The following is a 26,015-nucleotide window of genomic DNA, read 5'->3' as shown; positions in this document are numbered from 1 at the left end:
ACCGGGTCTGGCGTAGTATACTAGTTTAACATTTTGCAAGATTGCGTGTATCGTTCCTAATAAGGTGACGGTACACGTTTTTTTGTTGAAAAAATCCACACTAAAAATTGTAGGCTCCTTTGGGTAAATTAAGCCACTCTGAAAGGGATAGATGCAAGTCCGCCAGCATCGGGGTTTTGAAGAACGGAGATTGCCGGTTAACAAATTTTACAAAAACATCTTGTCTCTCAGTAATGAAAACGCTATCATTGAATATAATATGAAATATAATTTCATTATTTTATATTAAAAAATGAAATTATATTTAAGTTATTGTTTATAGGAGGATTCAATTGTCTATGGAAGAACATTTGCGTTCATTAACGACTGAATTACGGAACGAAAAGACGATGAATATCGACAGTGTTAATACAATGGACATCATTTCTGCAATCAATAAAGAAGATTTTAAAGTGGCAGCAGCAGTTCACGAGGTATTGCCAGAGATTGAAAAGGCAGTTGAATGGGCTTGCGAATCGTTAAAAAAAGGAGGGAGACTCATATACATCGGAGCAGGAACGAGCGGAAGGCTCGGAGTGCTGGATGCCGTGGAATGTCCCCCGACTTTCAGCACTCCGCCTGATAGGGTGCTGGGAATAATCGCAGGAGGGGAAAAGGCATTTGTTCGGGCTGTTGAAGGTGCAGAGGATAAAGAAGAGTTTGGGGAAAGTGACCTGATTGACGTGGCGCTTACAGCAAATGATACGGTTATTGGCATTGCTGCAAGCGGGCGCACTCCTTATGTGAAGGGCGCTTTACGTTATGCAAGAAAGGTCGGGGCTAAAGCGGTCGCTTTATCATGCAATAATAACGCGAGCATCACGAAAGAAGCTGATATAGGGATTGAAGTGGTGGTCGGGCCGGAAGTGTTAACAGGATCCACGAGAATGAAAGCGGCAACCGCACATAAAATGGTACTCAATATGATTTCAACGGCAACCATGATCCGATTGGGCAAAGTCTATGAAAATCTGATGGTCGATGTAAATGTCAGTAATCAAAAACTGAAGGACCGTGCAGTAAACATCATAGAAACAGTAACGAATGCTGACTATGATCAAGCTTTGAATACGCTTGAAAAGGCAAATAATCAAGTTAAGCCAGCGATTGTCATGATAAAAACGGCAACAGATTATGAAAAAGCACTGGAGTTACTGGAAAAAGCGGATGGAGATGTCAGAAAAGCCATCTCGATCTATGAAGATTAGGAGGGAAGCAATGGCTACAGGAGGATTATCCATCATACAGACGATGTTGAGCAAACTGCCGCAATCAGAACAAAAACTAGCGGAATATATTCTACAGAATCCTCATGAAGTTGTGAACAGCACTGTACAGGAATTAAGTACGTCTGCCCAAACAAGTGGGGCTGCTGTTATTAGGTTGTGTAAATTGCTTGGAATAAAAGGATATCAAGATCTGAAAATAAGGATTGCTGGAGATTTGATGAAGACGGTTGAACAGGGCTACCGGGATATCGAGCCTTCCGAATCACTGTACCGGATTGTGGAGAAAACAACGAGTAATTCGATTCAGACCATCCGGGACACATCTGAAATAATCGATCATGATAATCTCAAACATGCCATAACGCTGATGCTGAATGCAAAAACCGTCCATTTTTGCGGTGTCGGTGCTTCGAATATAGTTGCTGCGGATGCTCAGCAAAAATTACTTCGCATCAATAAAGGAGCAACGGCTTTTACAGATATGCATTTAGTTGCAACCCTGATTGCAAATGCTAATGAGAATGACATCGTTTTTGCCATTTCATTCTCTGGGGAAACACCTGAAGTTGTCAATATATTGAAGCTGGCAAAGGAACGTGGGGTCAAGACAATCGGGCTGACTCATTATGGCCAAACAACGGTATCTTCTTTGTGTGATGCCACTTTGTTTACATCCTATTCGAAAGAAGCACCATTTCGAAGTGCAGCAACATCCTCACGATTGGCGCAATTATATATGATTGACATTTTGTTTTTGGGGATGGCTTCAGAGCAATATGAAGAAACTGTCCAATATATTGATAATACCAGGTCTGCGATTAAATCGATGACAGATCGATATAAATGATTATTGCGAGATTTGACAAAGGGGGCTTATGAATGGGTAAGGGGGATAAGTACGCCAGTTTAGCAGAAGAGTTATTGGGGAAATTAGGTGGGGCATCTAATGTTGCCGATGCTGCACATTGTATGACCAGACTTAGGGTATTGCCAATCGATCGATCGAAAGTAAAAATGGAAGATATAAAAAATACGGAAGGCGTTTTTGGCGTCATTGAAGAGGAAACGATACAAATCGTCCTCGGGCCAGGCGTGGTGAACAAGGTTCATACAGAGTTTGAAAAGCTTCTGGGTGAAGCTTCTGGTGATTTGGACTTAAAAGAAGTGGCCTCGAAGAATAAGTCAGAGATTGATAGGAAAAACGCAAAACCGTTTAAACTTTTTTTGCGCAGGATTGCAAGTATTTTCATCCCTTTAATTCCCGCCTTAGTGGCATCAGGTTTGATTACCGGTATTACAAAGGCAATCGTTCAAGCGGGCTGGCTTGCAGCAGAATCACAATTAGCCATTATTTTAACCGTTATCGGATCCGGTCTGTTTGCCTACTTGGGGATATTGGTTGGGACCAATGCTGCAAAAGAATACGGCGGATCACCTGCACTTGGTGCCCTTGCTGGTATCTTGGTCATAAACCCGGCCGTCGGCGACATTTCATTGTTCGGTGAAAATTTGCTCCCTGGCCGCGGTGGGTTGATAGGAGTACTCTTTGCAGCTATTTTCATAGCCTTGGTGGAAAAACAGGTCAGGAAATTCATTCCTCAATCACTGGATATCATTTTGACGCCAACCATCGCTTTACTCATTACCGGGATTGTCACTTACATTGTATTTATGCCGGTAGGAGGGTTTTTATCGGATGCCATTACGAATGGGTTATTGAATGTATTGGATTTTGGCGGTGTTGTAGCTGGATTCGTGCTTGGGGCGGCCTTTCTCCCTCTCGTCATTACTGGTTTACATCAAGGTTTAACGCCTGTCCATCTAGAATTGATAAATTCGATTGGTGATGATCCACTGCTTCCCATTTTGGCGATGGGTGGCGCAGGCCAAGTGGGAGCGGCCTTTGCCATCTATATGAAAACGAAGAAAGCAAGTTTGAAGAGGGCTATAGGAGGAGGGCTTCCTTCAGGAATGCTAGGTATTGGTGAACCCCTTATATTTGGAGTGACCCTGCCATTGGGCCGGCCCTTCTTAACTGCATGTTTAGGTGCAGGAGTAGGCGGAGCATTCCAAGCTCAATTCGGAATCGCCACGTCTTCCATCGGTGTGTCCGGACTGCCGCTTACCTTTCTAGTTCATCCAAACCAAATCGCCCTGTTCCTTGCTGGGTTGTTCATTTCCTATATAGCAGGGTTTATTTTTACCTATCTGTTCGGATTTAAAGATGAAATGGCGGTTGAATTTAAGTGATCGGAATTTCTTTTTATCTACAGGACCCGCATGCAGAAACACAAATTATACATGCTGCTAACCTGGGAGTGAAGAGAGCATTTACATCGCTCCATATTCCTGAAGAAAAGGGGGACCTCGTGAAGAGGATGATCAGGCTTTTAAAGCTTGCAGAGGACTATGGAATGGAAATCCATGCAGATGTCTCACTAAATACGCTTGATCATTTGGGGATTAACAAATTTACGGATTTATGGTCATTAGGTATTAAAGGGATTCGCCTTGATGATGGGTTCGATAAAGAAACGATCATTTCTTTATCTAAGGTGTTTTCACTCTCACTTAATGCAAGTACGTTGAATGAAGATGAACTTTTAGCCGTGCTTGGGGGCGGTGTGGAACCGGAAAGTCTGATAGCTTGGCACAACTTTTATCCTAGGCCTGAATCGGGCCTTGAAGAAGAGTTCTTTCATGAACAGAATAGAATGTTCAAGAAATACGGCATACCGATCTTTGCTTTCATCCCGGGTGCAGGAAGTAAACGCGGTCCTCTTCATGAGGGTCTTCCAACGCTTGAAAAACACAGGTTGATGAATCCTTACACCGCTGGAATTGAGCTGATCCAGCATGTGGAAGGAGTTTACGTTGGAGATCAAGGAACGGAGGAAAATCTGCTTGAGAATCTAACTGCATATAAGGATCTGAACATTCTAACTATTAGAGTGGAATCCCGACTTTTGCAAAGCGGACAGTATAAATTGAGGCCAGATGTTTCTCAAGATGTTTTCCGGCTGCAGAATACCCGGGTCACCGCAAATGTTGAGCCGAGTAATACAGCTGCACGAAGCCTTGGATCCATAACGATGGACAATGATGCTTATGGAAGGTATCGGGGAGAGGTTCAAATTTGCAAAAGAGACCTAGGGGCAGACCACCGAGTCAACGTTATAGGAAGGGTTATAGAAGAAGATATTCCCTTGCTGTCCCTTCTAAAGCTTGGTCAAACGATAAAACTTATAATTGAGTAAACAATTGGACTCAAAGGATCCAGGGATAAATGGATACGTTTCATGAAGGCTTTTTATAGAGGCAGCTGCTGGGATTCCCGATGCTGCCTTGATTTCTTTATAGGATCTATATAGTTCATTTCCATTCATTTTTACCCCTTCACGGCAGTGGTTTGGAATTGTTGCTAACAGAACTAAAAAGAATACAAGGGAGGAAGCCTGAATGATAAAAAGGATATGTGCCCCAGCTGGAATCGCATTATGTTTGGTTTTATCCATTATGGGAGGGAATGCGACAGCAAAGGGATACGAGAATGAGAAAACGGTTTCAGATATTCAGGAAATCGTAGAAAACATGACAATCGATGAAAAAGTCGGTCAAATGCTCATGCCAGATTTTCGTAATTGGCAAAAACAAGGAGAAACAAAGGCAACCGGGTTTATTGAAATGAACTCGGAAGTTGCAAGCATCATCAAAAAATATAATCTGGGCGGTGTGATTCTGTTTGCTGAGAATGTAGTCGATACCGAACAAACGGTTCGGCTCACCGATGGTTTGCAGATGGCAAGCCCGGACCTTCCGCTGTTCATAACGATTGATCAGGAAGGAGGAATCGTAACTCGTCTTCAAACTGGAACGAATCTTCCTGGTAATATGGCACTTGGTGCAGCCAGAAAAGAGAGTTACGCTTATCAATCCGGAGAAATTATTGGCAATGAACTGTCGGCACTTGGCATAAATGTCAATTTCGGCCCGTCTGTCGATGTCAATAATAATCCCGGAAATCCTGTTATTGGCGTTCGTTCCTTCAGTTCCGATCCGGAACTTGTATCCAAACTTGGCATTCAGATGATAAAAGGATTGCAAAACCAGAACATGATAGCGACGACCAAACATTTCCCTGGCCATGGAGATACAGCAGTCGACAGTCATTATGGTCTTCCCCTTGTTTCTCATGATAAAGAGCGTTTGCGCTCCATCGAGCTGCTTCCTTTCCAAAGAGCCATCGATGCTGGAGTTGATATGATGATGACTGCACATGTTCAATTTCCTGCATTCGATGACACAACCTATATCAGTAAAAAAGACGGTCAAGAAATTATGGTTCCTGCAACGCTGTCACAAAAGGTCATCACGGGTCTATTACGTGAAGAAATGGGATTTGACGGTGTTGTGGTTACAGATGCTTTGAATATGAAAGCCATCGCGGACAACTTCGGACAGGAAGAAGCTGTGGTCCTTGCCCTGAAATCTGGTGTTGATATTGCTTTGATGCCGGCACAGGTAAATTCGCTTCAAATGGAAAAGAATATAACCTCTGTATTCAATGCAGTGAAGGCGGCAGTGGCAAGCGGGGAAATTCCTCTAAATCAAGTCAATCAATCTGTAACGAGGATACTTGATCTAAAAGTGAAAAGAGGGATATTAAACCCGGAAGATACTCCGATAGATAAAAAAATCGAAACCGCGCTTCAAGTGGTCGGGAATGAAGATCATTTAAAAAATGAAAGGAAAATGGCGGAAGATGCCATCACTCTATTGAAAAATGAACACAAAACATTGCCTTTCAAACCTAAGAAAAATGATAAAGTTTTAATTCTTGCTCCTTTTGATGACCAAATTGAATCCATGTCCAGGAGCATCAGCGAATTAGCTGATAAAAAGAAAATAAAGAAAGTCCAAATAACGGGTATGAGTTTTTCAGGAAAGTCATTTACAGATCAAGTGGCCAGACTCATTGATGAATCGGACTTTGTCATAACTGGTTCCTATATTGTCAAAAACGATCCGGCTGTCAATGATGGGGTGATAGATGATAGCATTCAAGATTCGTCGAAGTGGGCAACAGCCTTCCCTAGAGCGGCCATGAATCATGCAAAGAAAAAAGACAAAGAATTTGTTTTAATGAGTTTAAGAAACCCTTATGATGTTGCAAACTTTGAAGAAGCGAAGGCGGTTCTTGCTGTTTACGGGTTTAAAGGGTATTCAAATGGGCGTTATAGACAGCCGAATATCCCGGCAGGCATCTCGACCATTTTTGGAGAATCAAGACCTAAAGGCACGTTGCCGGTCGCTATACCTTCCGTAACTAAGCCCTCTGAAATCCTTTATAAATATGGATATGGATTAGATATTAAATCTGGAAGAACCATTAAAAAATAAGGAGAGAAGTAATTTGAAAAGAATGATAATCCTATTTGCCATTTGTCTGCTTTCTTTCGGCATCGGTTCCTCAAAAAGTGTAACAGCTGTTAAAGAGAAGAAAAAACAAAAGGTCAGTCCCGGTATTGAAGTTCTTTTAAAAGAAGAAAAGAACGTTTTAAGCGGAAAGAAAGTCGGCTTGATTACGAATCCAACTGGCATCGACTCTAAATTAACCAGCATCGTCGATCTCCTTCATGATGATCCGGATATTCATTTAACGGCTTTATTTGGTCCTGAACATGGAGTGCGTGGAGATGCGCAAGCTGGTGCAAGCGTTGAATATTATATTGATGAAAAAACAGGATTGCCCGTTTATAGTTTATATGGCAAAACGAAAAAACCGACGCCTGAAATGTTAAAGGATGTTGAGGTCCTTGTTTTTGATATCCAGGATGTCGGAACACGCTATTACACTTATATCTATACGATGGCTTATGCAATGGAAGCAGCCAAAGAAAATGATATCCCCTTTATCGTGCTGGACCGGCCGAACCCACAAGGCGGGGAGACGGTAGATGGGCCGGTCCTTGAACCTGAATTCTCATCGTTTGTTGGTTTGTATCCAATCCCGCTTAAGCATGGGATGACGGTTGGGGAACTCGCGACTTTGTTCAATAAGGAATTTAAAATTGGAGCAGATCTCAAGGTCATCAAGATGAAAGGCTGGAAGCGAGATATGGATTATGACGATACTGGTCTCCCTTTTGTCTTGCCGTCACCGAATATGCCGACAGTTTCCACTACTTTCGCATATCCGGCTACAGGCTTGATCGAGGGAACGAATGTCTCGGAAGGCAGAGGAACGACCAAACCATTCGAGTTGATAGGTGCTCCTTATATAAACGGTGATGAGCTTGCCGGGAAGTTAAATGCAATAAGGTTACCCGGTGTAAAATTCAGGGCAGCGTCCTTTACACCTACATTTTCAAAACATGCAGGTAAACTTAGCCACGGAGTGGAAATTTATATAACGGATAGAGAAGAGTTCAAGGCTGTACCTACAGGACTTCACATCATCAAGACCATTCAGGATCTATATCCCGGTGATTTCGAATTCCTTGCAGCCAACAATTTCAATTTATTGATTGGCAATGGCTGGATAATGTCTAGAATTAAAGAAGGGACAACAGTAAATGAAATCTTGAAAGAATATCAAGTAAAGCAGGATGCTTTTAAAAAGGTTCGCAAAAATTACTTGCTCTATAAATAAGTGAAAAAAGAAAAGTCCGGGTTGGACTTTTCTCAGTTTGTAGACAAAAGGGGTTCGGAATTAAAAAATTCTGAACCCCTTTTGAAATTCCCTCTGAATTTCGCCTAAAGTTAAGAGATTTGGCTCTACGAGCCCACTATGTTAGCCATTTTTGGACCTAGCCATGTCCAATTGGTATCTTCTTTAAATTAATGGCAGCCTCCATTTTACGAACCAAATGGTTCGGTGGCACCAGTTGATCTAAAGTAATCATTTCAAGTTGATCTCGCTGAATAGAATCATGTTTGGAAAGCATCCTCATCACCTCAGGTTCTAATACTTCTATTTTAAAACAAAAATGACTCTAGGCAAGAGTGTTCTATCTAAAAGGTAAGACAAAGTTGATTGGAGCGGGTGTACGAGCCTCCTGCTTAGAAAAGCGCGTCTAGGGGAGACCCCGCAGGCGAAAGCCGAGGGCCGCCCGCCCGCGGAAAGCGAGTGCCCTACGTTCCAATCAACGTCCAAATTGTACAAGACATAAAAATAGACAAACTCGATTTTCATCGAGTTTGTCTACAGTCTGAGAAAAGTCCGCGTTGGACTTTTCTTTTTTTATGGGTTTTCGAAGGCGTAGTAAATCGCTAAGACTTTATTCCTGAATATAGTCAAATTTATAAATGAAATGAAGTTCTAAAATGGAAGGAACCGTTGTCTAATAGAATATGGGGTTTGCCCTAAATCAGTAATTGTCAGGAGGAAAGCGGAATGAAAAAATATCTTCAAAAAATAGGGCGTTCCTTGATGCTGCCAGTAGCCGTATTGCCGGCAGCCGCCATTTTAATGGGGATTGGTTACTGGATAGATCCAGCAGGATGGGGAGCAGGAAGTCCGTTAGCAGCTTTCTTAATCAAAGCAGGTTCTTCGATCATTGACAATATGGCAATCTTGTTTGCCGTTGGAGTGGCGTTGGGGATGTCTAAAGGAAAAGATGGAGCTGCCGCTTTGAGCGGGCTGGTAGCCTATCTAGTCGTAACGACATTGCTTTCCACGGACACGGTGGCGATGCTGCAAGGAATTGATGCAAAAGATGTAAATCCAGCATTTGAGAAAATAGAAAATGCATTTGTCGGAATCCTCTCGGGTCTTATAGCGGCAGCTATGTTTAATCGGTTCAGTAAGGTAGAACTCCCGGATGCATTCGCTTTCTTTAGCGGTAAACGCCTTGTCCCGATCCTTACTGCGGTTGCCATGTTACTGGTTTCCCTAATATTATTCTTCGTATGGCCACTCATCTACTCCTGGTTAGTTGTATTTGGGGAAGGAATAAGTGAATTAGGTGCCGCTGGAGCAGGACTCTATGGGTTCTTCAATCGGCTTTTGATACCAACAGGTTTACATCATGCGTTAAACTCCGTATTCTGGTTCGATGTAATAGGTCTTAACGATATCGGTAAATTCTGGGCTGGAACGGGAATAAAAGGAACCACAGGCATGTATCAAGCCGGCTTCTTTCCCGTCATGATGTTCGGTTTGCCGGCAGCGGCTCTTGCCATGTACCATTCGGCAAAATCACGGAAGAAAAAACAAGTGGCCTCATTAATGCTCGCAGCCGGCTTCGCTTCATTTTTCACAGGCGTTACTGAACCTTTGGAATTTGCTTTCATGTTTGTTGCACCAGCCCTATTCGTTGTGCATGCCTTATTGACAGGAATATCGTTGGCTATTGCTGCAACTTTCCAATGGACAGCAGGGTTCGGTTTTAGTGCAGGATTCATTGACTTTGTTTTAAGCTCAAGATTGCCAATGGCAAATGAACCTTATATGCTGCTTCTTCAAGGACTGGCTTTTGCAGTCATCTACTATTTCTTATTCCGATTCTTGATAACTAGGTTCAATTTAATGACTCCCGGCAGAGAAGATGATACAGAAGATGAGCTTGATGGCGGAGGAGCGATTGCGGAAGCAGACAGCGGTCAAGGCGGGAATAATGAGAGTAAATTCTTTGGAATGGCTTCCGCTATTTATGAGGGATTAGGCGGAGACGCTAACGTAACATCTGTAGATAACTGTGTTACCCGTTTAAGGGTTGAAGTGGAAAATATGGGAGCTGTCGATCAGAATAAAATCAAATCAGCAGGGGTTGCCGGAATCAATATTGTGGGTCCCCAAAGCATTCAAGTCATCGTAGGGACACAGGTACAATTCATAGCTGATGAAATAGAAAAGATCAGGCGGCAATAGATCTGGTTAAACGCAGTTTGCCTTTTAATGAAAAAATCTACGATCAGAATAATAATTTCTGATCGTAGAGATTATTATGGTAAAGGACTGATTTTTAAAGCGCGAAAGATTTACTTAATAAACTCTGCTCTTAAAATAGAATAAAACGAATCAATGTTCTATAATATATAAGGGTATTGAATGAAGGATTTGCCATGAAGCTTAGAGAAATAGTAAAGGAGCTCGTCCGCCAATCATTGAAACATCGGTGATGAGGGCTGTATACATACACAACAACCTAAAAACACGATTGTATAGGGTATTAAGATACTGAGCAAGCGATATCTTATGAATTTTTTCTGCCTTTTAATATAAGGGAGGTTCCGGTCATGTATAAACAAAAAACCAAAGAGACGGACAGTAGTGTCATTGAGTTCATCGAAAACGTCGATAATTCGAAAAAACGTGAAGATGCCTACGAATTGTTGAATGTTTTTACCGAAACGACAGGTTATGAGGCAAAGATGTGGGGGCCTAGCATAATTGGGTTCGGAACCTATCATTATAAATATGAATCAGGTCACGAAGGCGATGCCCCACTGGTAGGCTTTTCACCTCGAAAAGCAAAAATCAGTTTATACTTTGCTCCAGGGGACAAAAAAAGAGAAGAATTGTTACAGGTATTTGGAAAACACACTTCCGGAAAAGCGTGTGTTTACATCAATAAAGTGGCAGATATCAATATTAATGTATTGAAAGAATTGATTAATCAATCTGTCAAGTTTTTGAGAGATACATACCCGGACAATGAAATATAATAAAATGTTTGTTTAAGAGGAACAAGAAAGCGAGTGGGATTGAAAATGAGAAAAATTAAAGTGGGCATAGTTGGGTACGGATTGTCAGGAGCTACTTTCCACGCGCCATTACTAAGTGTTTTAGAGCAGTTTCAAATAGTGAAAGTTGTGAGCTCCAATAAGGAAAAAGTCCAAAAAGATTTGAAAGATGTGGAAGTGGTAGGAAGCTTAGAGGAAATTCTTAAAGACCCGTCCATTGATTTGGCTGTTATTACGACACCGAGTGGTTTGCATTATGAAATGGCCAAGCAAAGCTTGTTAGCCGGGAAGCATGTCATCCTCGAAAAGCCGATGGTTGTGGAAGCTTGGGAGGCGAAGGAGCTCATCAAGATTGCCGAGGAAAAGAATCTGCTATTAAGCGTCTATCATAACCGGAGATGGGATAATGACTTTTTGACCGTGAAAAAACTTATGGATGATGGAGTGCTTGGGGAAATCAATACATACCAAGTCCATTATGATCGATACCGGCCTGTGGTCAGGGATAGATGGAGGGAAAAACCGGGCCCGGGATCAGGCATGCTTTATGATCTAGGATCACATCTCATCGATCAAGCACTTCATTTGTTTGGATTGCCGCAATTCGTTTCAGCAGATGTATTTTCCCAAAAAGAAAATGCAGAAACGGATGATTATTTCCATGTGATATTAGGATATGAAAAGCTGAGGGTTATCTTGCATTCGGGCTCAATCGTTCCGTATAATGGACCGCGGTATCAGGTGCATGGAAGTAAAGGATCATTTATCAAATACGGTCTTGATTGCCAAGAGGCTGATTTAAGTGAGGGGAAAAAACCAGTGGATGACTCTTGGGGTGCAGATGATCCCGAATTCTATGGTAAGCTGGTTACGGTTGAAGGAGAAAATGAGATACATGAAACCATTGAAACACTGCATGGTTCTTATTTAACGTATTACCAGGCAGTTGCCGATAGTATATTGAGCGGGAAAAAAGCTCCAGTCACTGCCCAAGAGGGGTTAGCGGTCATTAAAATCATTGATGCGGCTTTTGAAAGCAGTAAAGGAAAGAAAGCCATTTATATTAAATGAAATTAATTTCCCTTTATAACAATATGAAATGAGAAAACTGAATGATAAGCGGCCTTATTCTAAAAATAAGGTCGCTTTTTATTTTGGTGAAATAAAAGCTTCAACTTTAGGAAAGAATGGAGCAAATACTTATAAATTGTAGAGGATGCGCATGAGTTGGAAGCGTTACTCGTGAATTAGAGCCATTTACTCGTGAATTTGGAGCCATTTACTCGTGAATTTGGAGCAAATACTCGTGAAATTGACGCATTTACTCGTGAGTTTGAAGCAAATACTCGTGAATTCGAGTGTTACGCAAAAATATGAGAAGTTTCCGTATGAAATTGGGGCTAGTTCTCAAGAGATTGAAGTGTTACTCGTTATTAAACTGTTTTGGAGGATTTCAATTAAAAGAAGAAAAGATAAAAAAATCATAATGAAAACCCCCGGATAGCGGATGCTACTCGGGGGGTTCGGTAAGGAATAAATTTTGAAATGCCATTTAAGCTCTAAGATAATGCTTTTGCATGAAGTGATCGCTTTTGCCAAGCCATAGTAATCATTAAAGTAATGAATAAGAGGATAAGACCCAACATGAACGGATAGGTAATGTGGACATCATACATCATTCCCGCAAGTGTTGGTCCAAGGACATTTCCGATGCTCATATACGCATTATTCATACCCATTGCAAAACCTTGCTCATTCCCTGCCATCTTGGAAATCAGTGTGTTAAGAACTGGACGTAAGATGGAAGTGGAAAGGAAGATGATAAGTGAAATCAAAAAGAAAATCAGGTAATTTGATGCAAAAAGTGATAGGAGGAAACCGATGGCCGCAACACTGATAAAGATATTCAGCACATTCACTTCCCCGAAACGCTGTACGATCCGATCGACGACAAACAATTGAACTATTACACTGACGATACCGGTGGCCGTAACCATGACGGCGATGTCCTTAGGAGTCGAATTGAATTGATTATCAAGATAAAGACCAATTACAGATTCATAGGCCATTAAGCCAAAGCTCATTACAAGAGTTATGATGAGTGGGATGAAATAGGGCTTTTTCACGGATAAAGCAATCTTCCGAAGCATCGTTTCAGTTTTTGCATCCATGGATTGAGTAACCTGTGCCGTTTCGCTTTCTTTTAAAACAAAAATCGAAAATACGACTGCCGATAGGGATACCAGCGCAGAAATCAAAAAGGGAAACTTCAAGCCAAAGTCAGCTAAAAAACCTCCAATTCCTGGACCGACTACAATTCCCAGGGACATGGCGGCAGATACTAAACTATTGCCTTTAGCGCGTTGATCAAATGTGGTGATATCGGCAACATAAGCAAAAATTGCGGGTATAAGCAAAGCTGCCCCGATTCCGCCAATGATACGTGAAGCATATAATAACCAAATGGAATTGACTGCATAAAAAATGAACATGGATAATGTCAAACCGACCAATCCATAAATGATCATTTTTCTGCGCCCGAATTGGTCAGTCCATTTTCCGGCAATTGGCGAAAAGATAAGTTGTGCACCTGCGAAAATGGCAATCATTAGGCCAGCGGCGGTTCCGCCTTGATTAATGGAGGCCAGGTATGCTGGTAAAATGGGAATGATGATACCGAAACTCCCTATTGCTATAAACATATTGATCATGAGGATAATGATCTTTTTGCGTTGTTCTGCTGACATGGACAGCCTCTCTCTCTCTTTAAAAATCAATAACCAATTTAATTCGCATGGTTAATTTTTTGATACGTTAATTATGTTATAGTTTTAGATAGATAGTGTCAATAAGAAAGGATTGTCATACATGCATTCAAGTGAATTGTATAATTTACATCTAGAGATCAGGGAACTAAGCAGCCTATCACAGGAATTGGTGGAACCGTTACTGGTTAAATATGATTTAACTTCTGTACAGTATCGCGCATTGCAATTAATAGTCTTGAATGAATCCATAGCGGTTAAAGATGTTTCGAATCATTTGAAGATTAAACCTGCAGCAGGAACTGCACTAATTGATCGGCTTGAACGGAAGAAGTTGATTGAGAGGGTACACAGTGAGGATGATCGGCGGGTCGTTTTTATCCAATCCACCGAAAGTGGATGGAGTACCTATCATTCCATCAATAAGTGTTTTACCAAAACCTTTCGTGACTTTTATGGTGTACTAAATGAAGAGGAAACGGAACGACTCAAACAAATCGTTGGGAAACTTACCGAACATCTGTCGGCATGCATAGATAATAAAATATAATCTTCCTGACGTGTATAGTTTCCATTATAATAGAAAGAAGAACTATATTATTAAAGCAGTGAATTTCACTGTTTTTAGGAGATTAATTATCAGAATAATTAAAAATATTTGAATTTTTCATTTCAAAGCGGATAGGCCATTCAAAAATCTTTAAATGGAAATCCATTAAAGAAGATATGACGGCTGGAAAATGAATATGTATTAAAAGGATACGAAGTTTTTTCTCAGAATCCATCATGACGAACCAAGCAGGGTGCTGTATAGAGTGAATTTGGAAGAAGGAGATGGTAAAAATGTTTTCCCCATTAACTCCAATTGATTGGAAGCGCAGGGCCGTAAAATATTATCCTCATAAAGTGGCAGTCATCGATGAAGAGAAAAAGTTTACATATAAGGAATTCGGGCAGCGAACAGATCAACTTTCCAAAGCTTTGTATTCTTCGGGAATTGAAAAAGGTGACCATATTGCAGTTATGTTGCCAAATACGCATTATATGCTGGAATGTTTTTATGGCATTTGTCAAATGGGAGCGATAATGGTTCCTTTGAATTATAGGCTTGCTGCAGAGGATTTGGAATATATCATCAAGCATAGCGATTCAAAAATGTTGATAGTCGATGAAGAATTCACCGCTCCGATCGAAAAGATCATTACTAAACTTTCCTTGGAAAAGATCATCATCGTGCCTGTTGAAGGATATGAAACCACTTTACCTGGAATAGATTATGAGAATTTCATTTTGCATTCAAATGATGATGGACTGCCGGAGGTTAAAATCGATGAAAATCAACTTTTGACTATAAATTACACGAGTGGAACGACTTCAAAACCAAAAGGGGTCATGCTAACTCATCGCGGGAATTACATGAACGCCGCTAATTTCATTTATCACCTAGGGGTGAAGCATGACGATGTATACTTACATACATTGCCAATGTTTCATGCTAATGGCTGGGGAGGGGTATGGTCGGTAACGGCTACTGGCGGGACTCATGTATGTTTAAGGAAAGTCGATCCCCCTCTTATCCTCAAATTATTCGCCCGGCATAATATTACATTGTTATGTGGAGCGCCTACTGTCGTCAATATGCTGGTAAATGACCCTAAAGCAAAAGAAACAAATATCATAGTGCGTCCAAGGATGGCAACAGCAGGTGCTCCTCCAGCAGCAGCGCTTATACAAAAGGCACAAGAAATCCTTGGTTTGAATATGATCCACGTATATGGATTAACAGAAACTTCCCCATTCATCCTATATAACGAGTGGAAGGATGAGTTTGAAGCTAAATCTGCGGACGAACAAGCAATAATAAAGGCAAGACAAGGTATTGAATTGGTTTTTAATGGGGAAACGATGGTAGTCAATAAAGAAGGGAAAGAAGTCGCTTGGGATGGAAAGGAACTGGGGGAAATCATTACTCGCGGCAATGTTGTAATGGAAGGATATTATAAGGATCCGGAAAAGACGGCCGAAGGAATTAGGGATGGCTGGTTTCATACCGGGGATCTGGCAGTTACCCATCCTGATGGATATATTGAGATACAGGACAGGGCTAAGGATTTAATCATTTCCGGCGGGGAAAATATTTCTTCAACAGAGGTAGAAGGGGTATTGTATAAACATCCAGATGTTTTGGAGGCTGCGGTCATTGCCATTCCAGACGATAAATGGGGAGAAACGCCTAAGGCAATCATTGTGCTGCAGCCCGATGCAAAAGTGACAGAAAATGAAATCATTACCTTTTGCCGCTCAAAAATGGCTCACTTTAAAGCACCGACAAAAGTTGAATTCGTAGAGTCTTTACCGAAAACGGCAACAGGTAAACTACAAAAATACCGATTGAGGGAAATCCATTGGAAAGGATCGAAAAAGGTAAATTAACTGCTTTCATAGGAACGGGATATATATTAAGTGAATGTCGTAAAAAGGAAAATCAAATGAAGTATGGCAATTAACAAGACCAAGAATGCTTTTAAATAAGCATTCTTGGTTTTTATATTATGGAAAGCAACATTTCCACTTTAATATTAGGAGCAGGAAGGATTAATTAACGAGGGCTTCTAAATGAAAGATTTGACTTAGTGTAATATATGTACAGTACTTACGATGCTTAACCATGTTGTTCCCTTTTGATGAGCAATAGGTTTGCTCATTTCAATGATGCTTGCTGTTGGTTGTATTTGTATAACATCATCACTAATTAATTTGACTTCCACAATGGGGTTGACTGTTGATGAAGGTATTCATTTTTCTCTTCGGCCAATGTATTGGGGACATGTGAGAATACTAATAAACTGATTATTAGTATTGGAAATAAGGACTTTTTCTTCATTTTCATAACAATATCTAATATTTTTTTGGAAAATTAGAGTAAGTTTTTTAATAAAAGCATTATTTCCGGGATAATTAGAGTAGAAACTTTCATCAATGGATTTTGTGAATTCGTAAAAAAAAAGGCGGGGAGAAAAACAGATTGTTTTTCTTCCCGCCTTTTTTTCATGGGTAGCATGAAAAATTTTAAAAAACCTAATGAGATTATATTATATGAAGAAACTAAGAAGCACAAAGAAAAAATAGCCTTGATCTTATAAAAATTCTGTAAATTTAAATCAAACATTATAACGTTATATTGATTAGTTCGACAAAATATGATAATCTATTTTTGTAAAGAGAAATTAATGAATTCTTATACAATTCAGTGTAACCGTATACAAAGTACTTTCAATCGATAGGATGTACTGAAAAGGATGAGGGAAATGACAGATACGTTAGTTCTGAAGAATGTAAAAATGGTAGAGGGAAAAGCAGCGGATATCATCCTGGAAAATGGGATGATTAAGGAAATTGCACGACCCGGAACTGCAACAGGAGATAAGATAATAGATTATGATCAAAAAGTTTTTGTTTCGAGCGGTTGGATTGATATGCATGTACATGCTTTCCCCGAATTCGATCCTTATGGTGATGAGGTTGATGAGATTGGATATAAAACTGGTGTAACAACGGTCATAGATGCGGGAAGCACGGGGGCAGATAGGATAACCGATCTGGTTAGAAGTTGTGAAAATTCCAAAACGAATGTTTTCGCCTTTCTGAATATTTCGCGGATTGGATTGGAAAGGGTTGATGAGTTATCGGATATTTCATGGCTGGACGAAGGAGAATTAATGAAGGCAATTTCCAAGTATGGGGATTTTGTCGTTGGACTTAAAGCGAGAATAAGTAAAAGTGTAGTTGGTCCAAATGGTGTCGAGCCATTAAAAATCGCTAGGAAGTTCTCGGCTGAAACGGGTTTATCATTAATGGTTCATATCGGTTCAGGGCCGCCTGATATTAAGGAAGTCCTTCAATTACTTGAGGAAAAGGACATTATTACTCATTTTCTAAATGGTAAAGCGAATAATTTATTTGATGAAAGAGAAGAGCCGCTGCCTGAGTTGATTAAGGCGATTGAACGTGGTGTACATTTGGATGTAGGTCATGGAACGGCAAGCTTTTCTTTTAAAACTGCAGAAATGGCTAAAAAGCAGGGAATCGGCTTCAATACGATCAGTACGGATATATATCGGAAAAACAGAGAGAATGGGCCAGTTTTTAATATGGCAAATGTGCTTACAAAATTTTTGTACCTCGGTTATCCATTAAAAGAAGTAATAGATGCGGTTACGGTCAATGCAGCAGCTTGGTTGAATAAACCAGAGCTTGGAAGGATTTCAGCTGGGGATATTGCGAACCTGACTTTATTCTCGATCGAGAATGAGCCGGCCCTTTTATTGGATTCCGAAGGCGAAAAAAGGATGGCAGAAAAAAGAGTTGTTGTAAAAGGAGTGGTTATAAATGGAGAATTCATTGAATGCTAAATACGGTTTGAAAAGAGTCATCAATGCAAGCGGAAGAATGAGCATATTGGGAGTCTCTGCCCCAACTGACACAGTGATGGACGCGATGAAAAAAGGTGGGCAAAATTATGTTGAAATTTCTGATTTAGTCGATAAGTCAGGCCAGCATATAGCGGATTTGCTTCATTCTGAAGCAGCTGTGGTCGTAAACTCAGCATCAAGCGGAATTGCGCTTTCAGTAGCGGCAATCGTTACTGAAGGAAACAGAAGGAAAAGCGAAAGGCTTCATCAAGATCGTATTCAAAAGAATGAAATCATCATGCTGAAAGGCCATAACGTTCAGTATGGTGCACCGGTTGAAACCATGATTTATCTTGGCGGCGGAAAATTGGTTGAAGTTGGATATGCAAATGAAGGGAAAGCAGAACATATTGCGGAGGCCATAAATGAAAATACTTCCGCTATTTTATATGTGAAATCGCATCATGCTGTCCAGAAAAATATGATATCGGTCGAAGAGGCATGGGAAGTGGCCAAAACGAATAATATCCCTCTGATTGTCGATGCAGCAGCGGAAGAAGATTTGGAAAAATATGTACAATTCTCCGACCTGGCGATTTATAGTGGTTCAAAAGCCATTGAAGGACCCACATCCGGTATCGTTGCTGGCAGAAAAAAATATATCGAATGGGTAATGGTTCAATTGCACTGTATAGGAAGGAGCATGAAGGTTGGAAAGGAAACGACCTTTGGTTTGCTTCAGGCATTGGATGAGTATTTTGTCAAGACGGATAATAGCGAAAAAGAAAAAGCTAGTTTACAAGTTCTCACATCACTTGACTCGATTGAGGGCGTAAAAGTAACGATAGTTCAGGATGAAGCCGGACGTGCCATATATAGAGCACGTATTTCCATAAATCCTTTGATAACGGAAACGACTGCGAAAGAAGTGAACCAGCAGCTCAAAAATGGGGATATCGCCATTTATACACGGGATTATGGGATACGGCAAGGCTTTTTCGATATAGATCCGCGTCCATTGCAAGGTGATGATATAAATGTCATTGAATCACGATTAAGAACCATATTAGGAGGAAAACAAGGATGACAAATATAAACAAACGGTTATTGAATGATCGTGTAGCCTTAAATGTACTTGCAAATAGTGTGGAAAATGCAGTGGAAGTCTTTGAAGCAGCTGAAGGACATGTATTGGTTGGTGTACTCTCAAAGGATTATCCAACTGTCGAAGCTGGTGTTACAGCAATGAAAGAATACGGGAAAGCCATTGATGAGGCTGTTTCAATTGGATTGGGCGCAGGCGATAATAGACAGGCTGCAGTTGTCGCAGAAATAGCAAAATACTATCCAGGCAGTCATATTAACCAGGTTTTTCCGGCTGTTGGTGCTACGAGGGCCAATTTAGGCGAGAAGGATAGCTGGATAAATTCACTTGTTTCTCCAACTGGGAAAGTCGGTTATGTGAATATCTCCACTGGTCCAGTAAGTGCAGGCGCAAGTGAAACTGCCATTGTGCCAATCAAAGCTGCCATTGCGCTCGTTCGCGATATGGGAGGAAATGCTTTGAAATATTTCCCTATGAAAGGGCTGAAGCATGAAGATGAATATCGTGCTGTAGCAAAAGCTTGTGGTGAAGAGGGATTTGCTTTGGAACCAACAGGTGGAATCGACTTAAATAATTTCGAGACCATATTAGAAATTGCATTAGAAGCAAAAGTGCCTAAAGTCATTCCCCACGTATATTCTTCCATCATTGATGAAGCGACTGGTAAAACGAATGGGGAGGATGTACGGAAATTATTGGCCATGACGAAAAAATTGGTTGAAAAATATGCCTAAAAGAATTGTGGCATTCGGGGAAGTAATGATGCGTTTGCAGGTACCAGGGCATGAATTGCTATCACAGGCTAACACGCTGCAATACTCCTTTTCAGGCACGGGAGTAAATGTGGCTTCTGCGATGACAAAACTTGGACATGATGGGTATCTGGTGACAATGTTACCGGATAACCCCCTTGGTGATTCAGCAATTTCAGCTTTGCAGGGCTTAGGAATCGGCAGGAACTACATCTTTAGAGGCGGCAAATACATGGGGATGTACTTTTTGGAAAATGGATTTGGACAGCGGGCGAGCCGTGTCACATATTCCAATCGACTGGAAAGCAGTTTTAATACTGCCACCTTATCCGATTATGATATGGATATGATTTCGGAAAAGACGGATATCATCCATTTTTGCGGAATCACGCTTGCAATGGCGGAAAATGTACGGGAAAGCATGAAGGTGCTGGCAAGAAAAGTCAAAGAAAAGGGCGGTACAGTCTGTTTCGACTGCAATTACCGACCTTCCTTATGGGAGGGTGGTTACGCTGACGCAAAGCCTCATTATGAAGAAATGCTTTCTTTGGCTGATATCGTCATGATGAATGAAAAAGACGCCCTTTATATTTTAGGAATGAAGTCAGAAGGCTCCACAAGGGAAGAACAGCTTGTTGAGTTGATACCTGAAGTGGCCAAGCGATTCAAAATTCAATCGATAGCGGGGACACATCGTTCGATCAACAGTGATAATAGCCATACGTTGAGGGGGTATATTTACAAAGAAGAAACATTTTACTTTTCCGATATCCTATCATTTTCCGTATATGATAGAATAGGTTCAGGCGATGCTTACACCAGCGGAATCTTACATGGCGAATTGCTAGGATATTCCCCTGATAAGACAGTGCGAATTGCTGCTGTATCAGGAATGCTGGCATGTACTGTCGTTGGAGATACTCCTTTGGCAACCGAAAAGGAGATACTCTCGGCAATGGAAGGTAAAATGGAAGATATTAAAAGATAAGGCAGGAGATTAGGAATGAATGTGAACAGGAAAAATGGACCGATGTATTTACAGATAAAAGAAATATTAAAGGATCGTATTTTACATGGGGTTTATGCCATCGACACAAACATTCCCTCCGAGCCTCTTTTGGAAGAAGAATTTAACGTAAGTAAGGTTACTGTCCGTAATGCAATCAAAGAACTCGTGCAAGAGGGGTATGTTGAAAAGAAAAGCGGCAAAGGCACTAGAGTCATAGCTAATGGTTCGATTGTCAAACTTTCCAAAGGGAAACGTTTCACAGAGCTGTTGGTGGAGGAAGGGCACTCCATTTTAAAAAAGGTGTTAAACATAAGTCAGATTGACCTTTCTTCAGACTCTAAGCTGCATTCTTTATTTGGTGCCCGTTGCATAAGTATCGAACGGATATATTTATTGGACAATGAACCTTATATTTACTTTACACATTATATTTCACTTGATTTAAACCTAGAAGAGATAAAAGGGGTCCAAATCAATTCTTTGTACCGCTTTTTGGAAGAGCAAAACGTCAAACTTGAAACATTCAGAGATGAGTTTGCCGTTGCTATCGCTCCGGATCACATTTGCGAAACACTGAAAATCGAAATGAATAGTCCAGTACTAAAGAGGATTAGGATTTCCAGTGATGGGGACGGAAATGTTACGGAATACAGTGAAGGATATTACAACACGGCTAAACAGAACTACATTGTGACATATAACGAGCCGGTACAATAATCCCATTTATTGTATTGGTTTGAATGTAAGCGATTTCTTGGGAATGGGGAGAATATATGGAACTATATTTATTAGGAATCACGCTGATAGCAATCGTAATCGTCATTTTGGGGGTATCATTGTGGAAATGGCATGCGTTCATCAGCCTGACTGTTGCCAGTTTATTTTTAGCGATTTTTTCCGGATTGCCAATGGACAAGATCGTTGGAGCTTATGAAACGGGTGTCGGAGCGGTCCTTGGGCACCTTATTGGAATATTGGCCTTAGGGACCATCCTAGGAAAGATGATGTCCGACTCTGGAGCTGGAATGCAGGTTGCTGACTTTTTCATTAATAAATTCGGTGTGAAAAACCTGCCATGGGCCATGCTTTTATCTGGTTTCATCATCGGCATTCCGGTATTTTTCGAGGTTGGTTTAGTAATATTGCTTCCTTTGGTCATTTCCATTCGTAAATCAACCAAAGTGAACATTTTGTTAATTGGCATTCCAGTACTTGCTGGTTTATCGATCGTACATGGGCTGGTGCCTCCGCATCCTGGAGCCATGACAGCTATTGGAATTTATAATGCTAACATGGGGCAGGTACTTCTGTACTCATTGATCATCGCATTCCCAACGGCTGTAATTGCGGGACCGTTATTCGCAAAATGGATTCATAAGCGGGTTATTCCTGTTGGAGAACCGGAATTGATCCGTGTCGAAACAAAGTCAAGTGGATTACCCGGCACTGGAGTATCGTTCTTCATCATCCTTTTGCCAGTATTGTTGATGGTTTTAACTGTAGTAGCGCCTTATCTGCCGCTACCGGGTTCGATTGAAAAATTCTTATTGTTTATCGGAAGTCCAGTGATCGCCTTATTAATCTCCTGTTTTGCAGCTTACTATTTCTTGGGCTACAGACAGGGAATGGACAAATCACTAATTAAAAAGTTGACGGAAGAATGCTTATTGCCATTAGCATCCATAATTCTAATTATCGGTGCTGGCGGAGGGTTCAAGCAAATTTTAATTGATAGTGGCGTAGGGACTGCAATCGCTTCCATGTCTGAAGAAATTTCTTTATCACCGATCGTTCTTGCATTCCTTGTGGCCGGATTGATTCGGATTGCCACAGGTTCTGCAACCGTCGCTTTGACCACGGCAGCAGGGATCGTTTCACCGGTCGTTGCCAATATGACGGGTGTTAATCTAGAATTGCTCGTAATTGCCACGGGAGCAGGCTCACTCATGTTCTCCCATGTTAATGACGCCGGTTTCTGGTTAGTAAAAGAATACATGGGACTAACCGTTAAAGAAACTTTCAAAACTTGGACAGTGATGGAAACATTACTTTCCTTCGTTGCATTCGGTTTGGTTTTAATTTTCGATATATTCATTTAATTAAAATGAAATTCTGCAATGTCTGATTTGTAACATTTACCTCCGTGAACTGTCTTGGGGTGACAGATCACGGAGGTTTTTATTTATTTATGAACAAACTGGGGGGGAGAAATGACCGGCTGTATTTTTTATGGATTGGTCGTTGCGGAATAAAACAGAAACAAAATTCATCCACAATCGGTAGTAGTTAGTCTAGTGACAAGGGTGTAGCTTCATCCAGGAGACGTTTGTTTGGCTCCTCGAAGATATAAGTCCTGACAGAGACTTCTATATTGCAAGATTGACAGCTTCCCGTTTACATATTCATTCTGAATATAGTCCAATAAATCATTGGCATGGTTAGGCTTTTGACGTTTTTCCTGAATATAATGGAGAATTAAAACTTCTATATTCACACACTCACCTTACTTGACAAGTATTTTTTTCCATAAATAATATAACATGGGCATTCAAAAAAATATCATTTTTTGAATATTTTAACTATCGACATATTAATACAAATAAAGGAGTGATTCGGGGTAACCGGTGGGAAATTTTATCGGAAAATCCAAAAAATTAGCGATGTTATTTCGACTTACTTTTAAGTCGGCACAAGAAAAACCCCTGATAATTCAAGGGTTGGAGGTATAAAACTGATTTTACAAGGACTTCATGCTTGTATCTTTTGTACATGTATAGGTGATAAGCGCAGTTCAGCGGATTCTCTCTTAATGGAGAATAAATAAGCTGCCAAGCCTAAGAGGGCTGTAAAAATCAGCATGGCGATCGATGAACTGAAGTCCCCGCCAGACAAGTCACGAAGCCATCCCATGATATAGCTCGAAAAGCCGCCCATGATATTCGTGAATCCAATTAGACCTGCGGCTCGTCCTGCCGTTTCAGGTGTTGAGTATTTTACCATGAGCATATTGCTTAGGTGGAACACACCGCCTTGACATCCCATTGCCAATCCCATACATAGTCCGGCCAAAATAGGGTTGGGGATGAAGACTGCTACAGTCAAAAAGACAGCCGTCAATGAAAATAGAATCGTGGCCATCAAACTTGGACGTCTGGTTTTGTCAGCCAGAAAACCGCATGCCAAGACAAATCCTAAAGCGAATAGCCAGGAAAGTGAAGTAATGCTCGACATTCCTTCCTTTTCGAATCCTTTTGCTTCAATGAGATATGTAGGAAGCCAAATGCTGATTCCGAAAAATAAGAAGGAGCATACGAGCATGCCGAACCAAACGATCCAGAAACGATAATCTTGGGCGAAACTTTTCTTATTCTCTGAATGGGCGGTTTCTTTTATTTCATCATCCGTTTGGCGAATGAATGCCAATTCATCTTTACTTATACGGGGGTGTTCTTCTGGTGTATTCCTCGTCATTAAGATGAACATCGGGATATTTATAAATAAGTTGAAAGCTGCAAGCATAAAGAAAGCTGCTTGCCAGTGAAGTAAAGATATCACAAGCACCAAAACAACGGCTCCCATTGCCGGTCCTAAATAGTTTCCGGTAAGCCAAGATGCCTGGGCCCTCCCCAGTTCGCGTTTATTAAACCAGTTAGAAATGAGCTTTCCGGAAACCGGAATCATCATCCCTTCACCAAAACCAAGAATGATCCTGCTAATTAAAAATATTTCATATGAATTTGCCAGTCCTGACATAATCATCGTGATTGTCCAAACGAATAAACCGGCGATGGCTGTTTTTCGGGCACCTAATTTATCAATGATGAAGCCCCAAAAAAGATTTGAAACTCCATAAGCAATGGTGAATACAAAAGATAGAAGACCGATCTTTGCATTTTTGTCAGCACCTGTCATACCGAGTGCATGCAAGAATTCTGGATCTGTTTGAATGATGGAAATGCCAACCTTATCAATTTGTCCGAAAAACCAAAAGAAAAAAATTGGTACGGCAATATACAACCATCTTTTTTGCCCATTTAACATAATACCATCTCCCTATCGCTTTTTAACATTCCTTAAAACGCTTACATTTGAGAATAAGTGTTTTAAAGTTATCCCTTTAGAAAGGTACTGGTTCGTTTTGATTTTTCCCGCCTTTCTTTAAAATTTTGATAGAAAAAAGAAACAGAAGTGTTTTGTAAGGAAAACAAAGTTTTACTTTCTTAACGATAAATTAAAATAATTTGATTGTCAATTTAATATTTTGACTATTTTATATTTTTAGATTATAAGCGCTTTCGGTTATAAATCGAACTTTGTTTCATCCTATTGAGTAGATGGGAGCTCTATCAACCAGGACTTTAAATGGAAGTAATACTGATTCTTTGTGTCCAAAAAACAAATTATTTACAAATTATTAAAGATTCTGACTCGTTGATATTGAATTTAAAATCAGGAAAATCTATAATTCATTTATATTGTTTTGTATATGAAATGCTTAATACGGAAAATTACGCGATTTGACAGAGAATATCGATGTATGAAAATTCTTTATTTGTTTTTACTGCTGTAATTGGTTATATTTGGTCATATAACAACGAGCTTTTCTATTGAAACGTCAATTATGCTAGGCCTTCCAAATAGTTTTATATATGTAAATATGCTTTAATTGACACATAAACACTATTCTATTTATACATGAAGAGTTAAGGATTGTAAGGTAGTAATGGTTGCCAATTTGCGGTACTGATTCTTTAACAGGAATAGGGGTAATGAATAGCGCTCGAAGACACCAGCTCGGTTAAAATTTCCCGGCTTTTACTAGCCGTTTTCCGGAAGCGCTGAAAGCATTGAGTATATCTGATATGACTCATAGACCAGCTGTTGTTAGCATGAAAGAAAGTAAACGGAAACTTCTGAATTGATTACAATCCATCGAAATATGATTGGAAAAACTTGCAAAGTAAAGGCCGGTGCGCGCTACTGGCGCCAAAGTACCTTTCTAGTTAAGGAAGCAAAA

General features: G+C 40.5%; 21 protein-coding genes. 17 read left to right on the top strand and 4 right to left on the bottom strand.

Translation table 11 applies throughout. From position 1 onward, the window contains the following. The first annotated feature begins 338 nt into the window (after positions 1-338). The 6 genes from murQ (at position 339) to A6755_RS15855 (ending at position 7,920) form a co-directional block, all read left to right on the top strand. On the top strand, positions 339-1,247 hold the full coding sequence (gene murQ / locus A6755_RS15880; protein ID WP_063591274.1) for an N-acetylmuramic acid 6-phosphate etherase: 909 nt from the start codon (positions 339-341) through the stop codon (positions 1,245-1,247). Between the two features lie 10 nt (positions 1,248-1,257). Beyond that, positions 1,258-2,115, top strand: a complete 858-nt coding sequence (locus A6755_RS15875) for a MurR/RpiR family transcriptional regulator (protein ID WP_063591273.1) — start codon at positions 1,258-1,260, stop codon at positions 2,113-2,115. 32 nt (positions 2,116-2,147) lie between these two features. After that, on the top strand, positions 2,148-3,518 hold the full coding sequence (locus tag A6755_RS15870; RefSeq protein WP_063591272.1) for a PTS transporter subunit EIIC: 1,371 nt from the start codon (positions 2,148-2,150) through the stop codon (positions 3,516-3,518). Further along, positions 3,515-4,525 (top strand): MupG family TIM beta-alpha barrel fold protein, encoded by a 1,011-nt coding sequence (locus A6755_RS15865; RefSeq protein ID WP_063591271.1) that lies wholly within the window; start codon positions 3,515-3,517, stop codon positions 4,523-4,525. The genes A6755_RS15870 and A6755_RS15865 overlap by 4 nt, the downstream gene beginning before the upstream one ends. A gap of 202 nt (positions 4,526-4,727) precedes the next feature. Then, positions 4,728-6,668 carry a glycoside hydrolase family 3 protein gene (locus tag A6755_RS15860; protein ID WP_084737822.1) on the top strand — a complete coding sequence of 647 codons (1,941 nt, stop codon included), beginning with the start codon at positions 4,728-4,730 and terminating at the stop codon, positions 6,666-6,668. Between the two features lie 13 nt (positions 6,669-6,681). After that, complete coding sequence (locus A6755_RS15855; RefSeq protein WP_063591270.1) at positions 6,682-7,920, top strand: exo-beta-N-acetylmuramidase NamZ family protein; 1,239 nt, start codon at positions 6,682-6,684, stop codon at positions 7,918-7,920. Positions 7,921-8,077: 157 nt separating this feature from the next. Here A6755_RS15855 and A6755_RS27105 read toward each other — a convergent pair whose 3' ends face one another. Further along, positions 8,078-8,215: a hypothetical protein gene (locus A6755_RS27105; protein ID WP_174878726.1), complete on the bottom strand. Its 138-nt coding sequence runs from the start codon at positions 8,213-8,215 to the stop codon at positions 8,078-8,080. A 449-nt stretch (positions 8,216-8,664) separates the two neighbouring features. On the opposite strand from A6755_RS27105, the gene nagE reads away from it, so the two are divergent. From nagE to A6755_RS15840, 3 genes are all read left to right on the top strand, one after another. Then, positions 8,665-10,140, top strand: coding sequence for an N-acetylglucosamine-specific PTS transporter subunit IIBC (gene nagE, locus A6755_RS15850; RefSeq protein WP_063591269.1), 1,476 nt, complete (start codon positions 8,665-8,667; stop codon positions 10,138-10,140). Positions 10,141-10,508: 368 nt separating this feature from the next. Beyond that, positions 10,509-10,937: a DUF1801 domain-containing protein gene (locus A6755_RS15845; protein ID WP_034312338.1), complete on the top strand. Its 429-nt coding sequence runs from the start codon at positions 10,509-10,511 to the stop codon at positions 10,935-10,937. A 45-nt stretch (positions 10,938-10,982) separates the two neighbouring features. Continuing rightward, positions 10,983-12,026 (top strand): oxidoreductase, encoded by a 1,044-nt coding sequence (locus A6755_RS15840; protein WP_063592580.1) that lies wholly within the window; start codon positions 10,983-10,985, stop codon positions 12,024-12,026. 488 nt (positions 12,027-12,514) lie between these two features. Here A6755_RS15840 and A6755_RS15830 read toward each other — a convergent pair whose 3' ends face one another. Beyond that, positions 12,515-13,702, bottom strand: coding sequence for an MFS transporter (locus A6755_RS15830; protein WP_034312334.1), 1,188 nt, complete (start codon positions 13,700-13,702; stop codon positions 12,515-12,517). Positions 13,703-13,823: 121 nt separating this feature from the next. On the opposite strand from A6755_RS15830, the gene A6755_RS15825 reads away from it, so the two are divergent. From A6755_RS15825 to A6755_RS15790, 8 genes are all read left to right on the top strand, one after another. Beyond that, complete coding sequence (locus tag A6755_RS15825) at positions 13,824-14,270, top strand: MarR family winged helix-turn-helix transcriptional regulator (RefSeq protein WP_063591267.1); 447 nt, start codon at positions 13,824-13,826, stop codon at positions 14,268-14,270. Between the two features lie 293 nt (positions 14,271-14,563). Further along, positions 14,564-16,153, top strand: a complete 1,590-nt coding sequence (locus A6755_RS15820) for a long-chain-fatty-acid--CoA ligase (RefSeq protein WP_063591266.1) — start codon at positions 14,564-14,566, stop codon at positions 16,151-16,153. 875 nt (positions 16,154-17,028) lie between these two features. After that, positions 17,029-18,132, top strand: a complete 1,104-nt coding sequence (locus A6755_RS15815) for an amidohydrolase/deacetylase family metallohydrolase (protein WP_063592579.1) — start codon at positions 17,029-17,031, stop codon at positions 18,130-18,132. Then, a complete protein-coding gene (locus A6755_RS15810) occupies positions 18,110-19,219 on the top strand; it encodes a DgaE family pyridoxal phosphate-dependent ammonia lyase (RefSeq protein ID WP_063591265.1) in 1,110 nt (369 codons plus the stop codon). Before A6755_RS15815 ends, A6755_RS15810 begins: the two co-directional genes overlap by 23 nt. Beyond that, positions 19,216-19,971 (top strand): 2-dehydro-3-deoxy-phosphogluconate aldolase, encoded by a 756-nt coding sequence (gene dagF / locus A6755_RS15805; protein WP_063591264.1) that lies wholly within the window; start codon positions 19,216-19,218, stop codon positions 19,969-19,971. Before A6755_RS15810 ends, dagF begins: the two co-directional genes overlap by 4 nt. Then, the gene (locus A6755_RS15800; protein ID WP_063592578.1) at positions 19,964-20,977 is read left to right on the top strand and encodes a sugar kinase; all 1,014 of its coding nucleotides are present in this window, start codon (positions 19,964-19,966) and stop codon (positions 20,975-20,977) included. The genes dagF and A6755_RS15800 overlap by 8 nt, the downstream gene beginning before the upstream one ends. A gap of 15 nt (positions 20,978-20,992) precedes the next feature. Then, positions 20,993-21,715, top strand: coding sequence for a GntR family transcriptional regulator (locus A6755_RS15795; protein WP_063591263.1), 723 nt, complete (start codon positions 20,993-20,995; stop codon positions 21,713-21,715). Positions 21,716-21,771: 56 nt separating this feature from the next. Beyond that, positions 21,772-23,097: a GntT/GntP/DsdX family permease gene (locus A6755_RS15790; protein ID WP_034312312.1), complete on the top strand. Its 1,326-nt coding sequence runs from the start codon at positions 21,772-21,774 to the stop codon at positions 23,095-23,097. A 212-nt stretch (positions 23,098-23,309) separates the two neighbouring features. On the opposite strand, the gene yppF is transcribed toward A6755_RS15790, so the two are convergent. Beyond that, complete coding sequence (yppF, locus tag A6755_RS26140; protein ID WP_055348417.1) at positions 23,310-23,492, bottom strand: YppF family protein; 183 nt, start codon at positions 23,490-23,492, stop codon at positions 23,310-23,312. Between the two features lie 254 nt (positions 23,493-23,746). Further along, positions 23,747-25,039, bottom strand: coding sequence for an MFS transporter (locus tag A6755_RS15785; protein ID WP_063591262.1), 1,293 nt, complete (start codon positions 25,037-25,039; stop codon positions 23,747-23,749). Between the last annotated feature and the right edge of the window lie 976 nt (positions 25,040-26,015).

It is taken from the genome of Peribacillus frigoritolerans, assembly GCF_001636405.1.
Classification (GTDB): domain Bacteria; phylum Bacillota; class Bacilli; order Bacillales; family DSM-1321; genus Peribacillus; species Peribacillus frigoritolerans.
The sequence above is the reverse complement of the archived record's forward strand: the minus strand, read 5'-3'. Positions and strand labels throughout refer to the sequence as shown.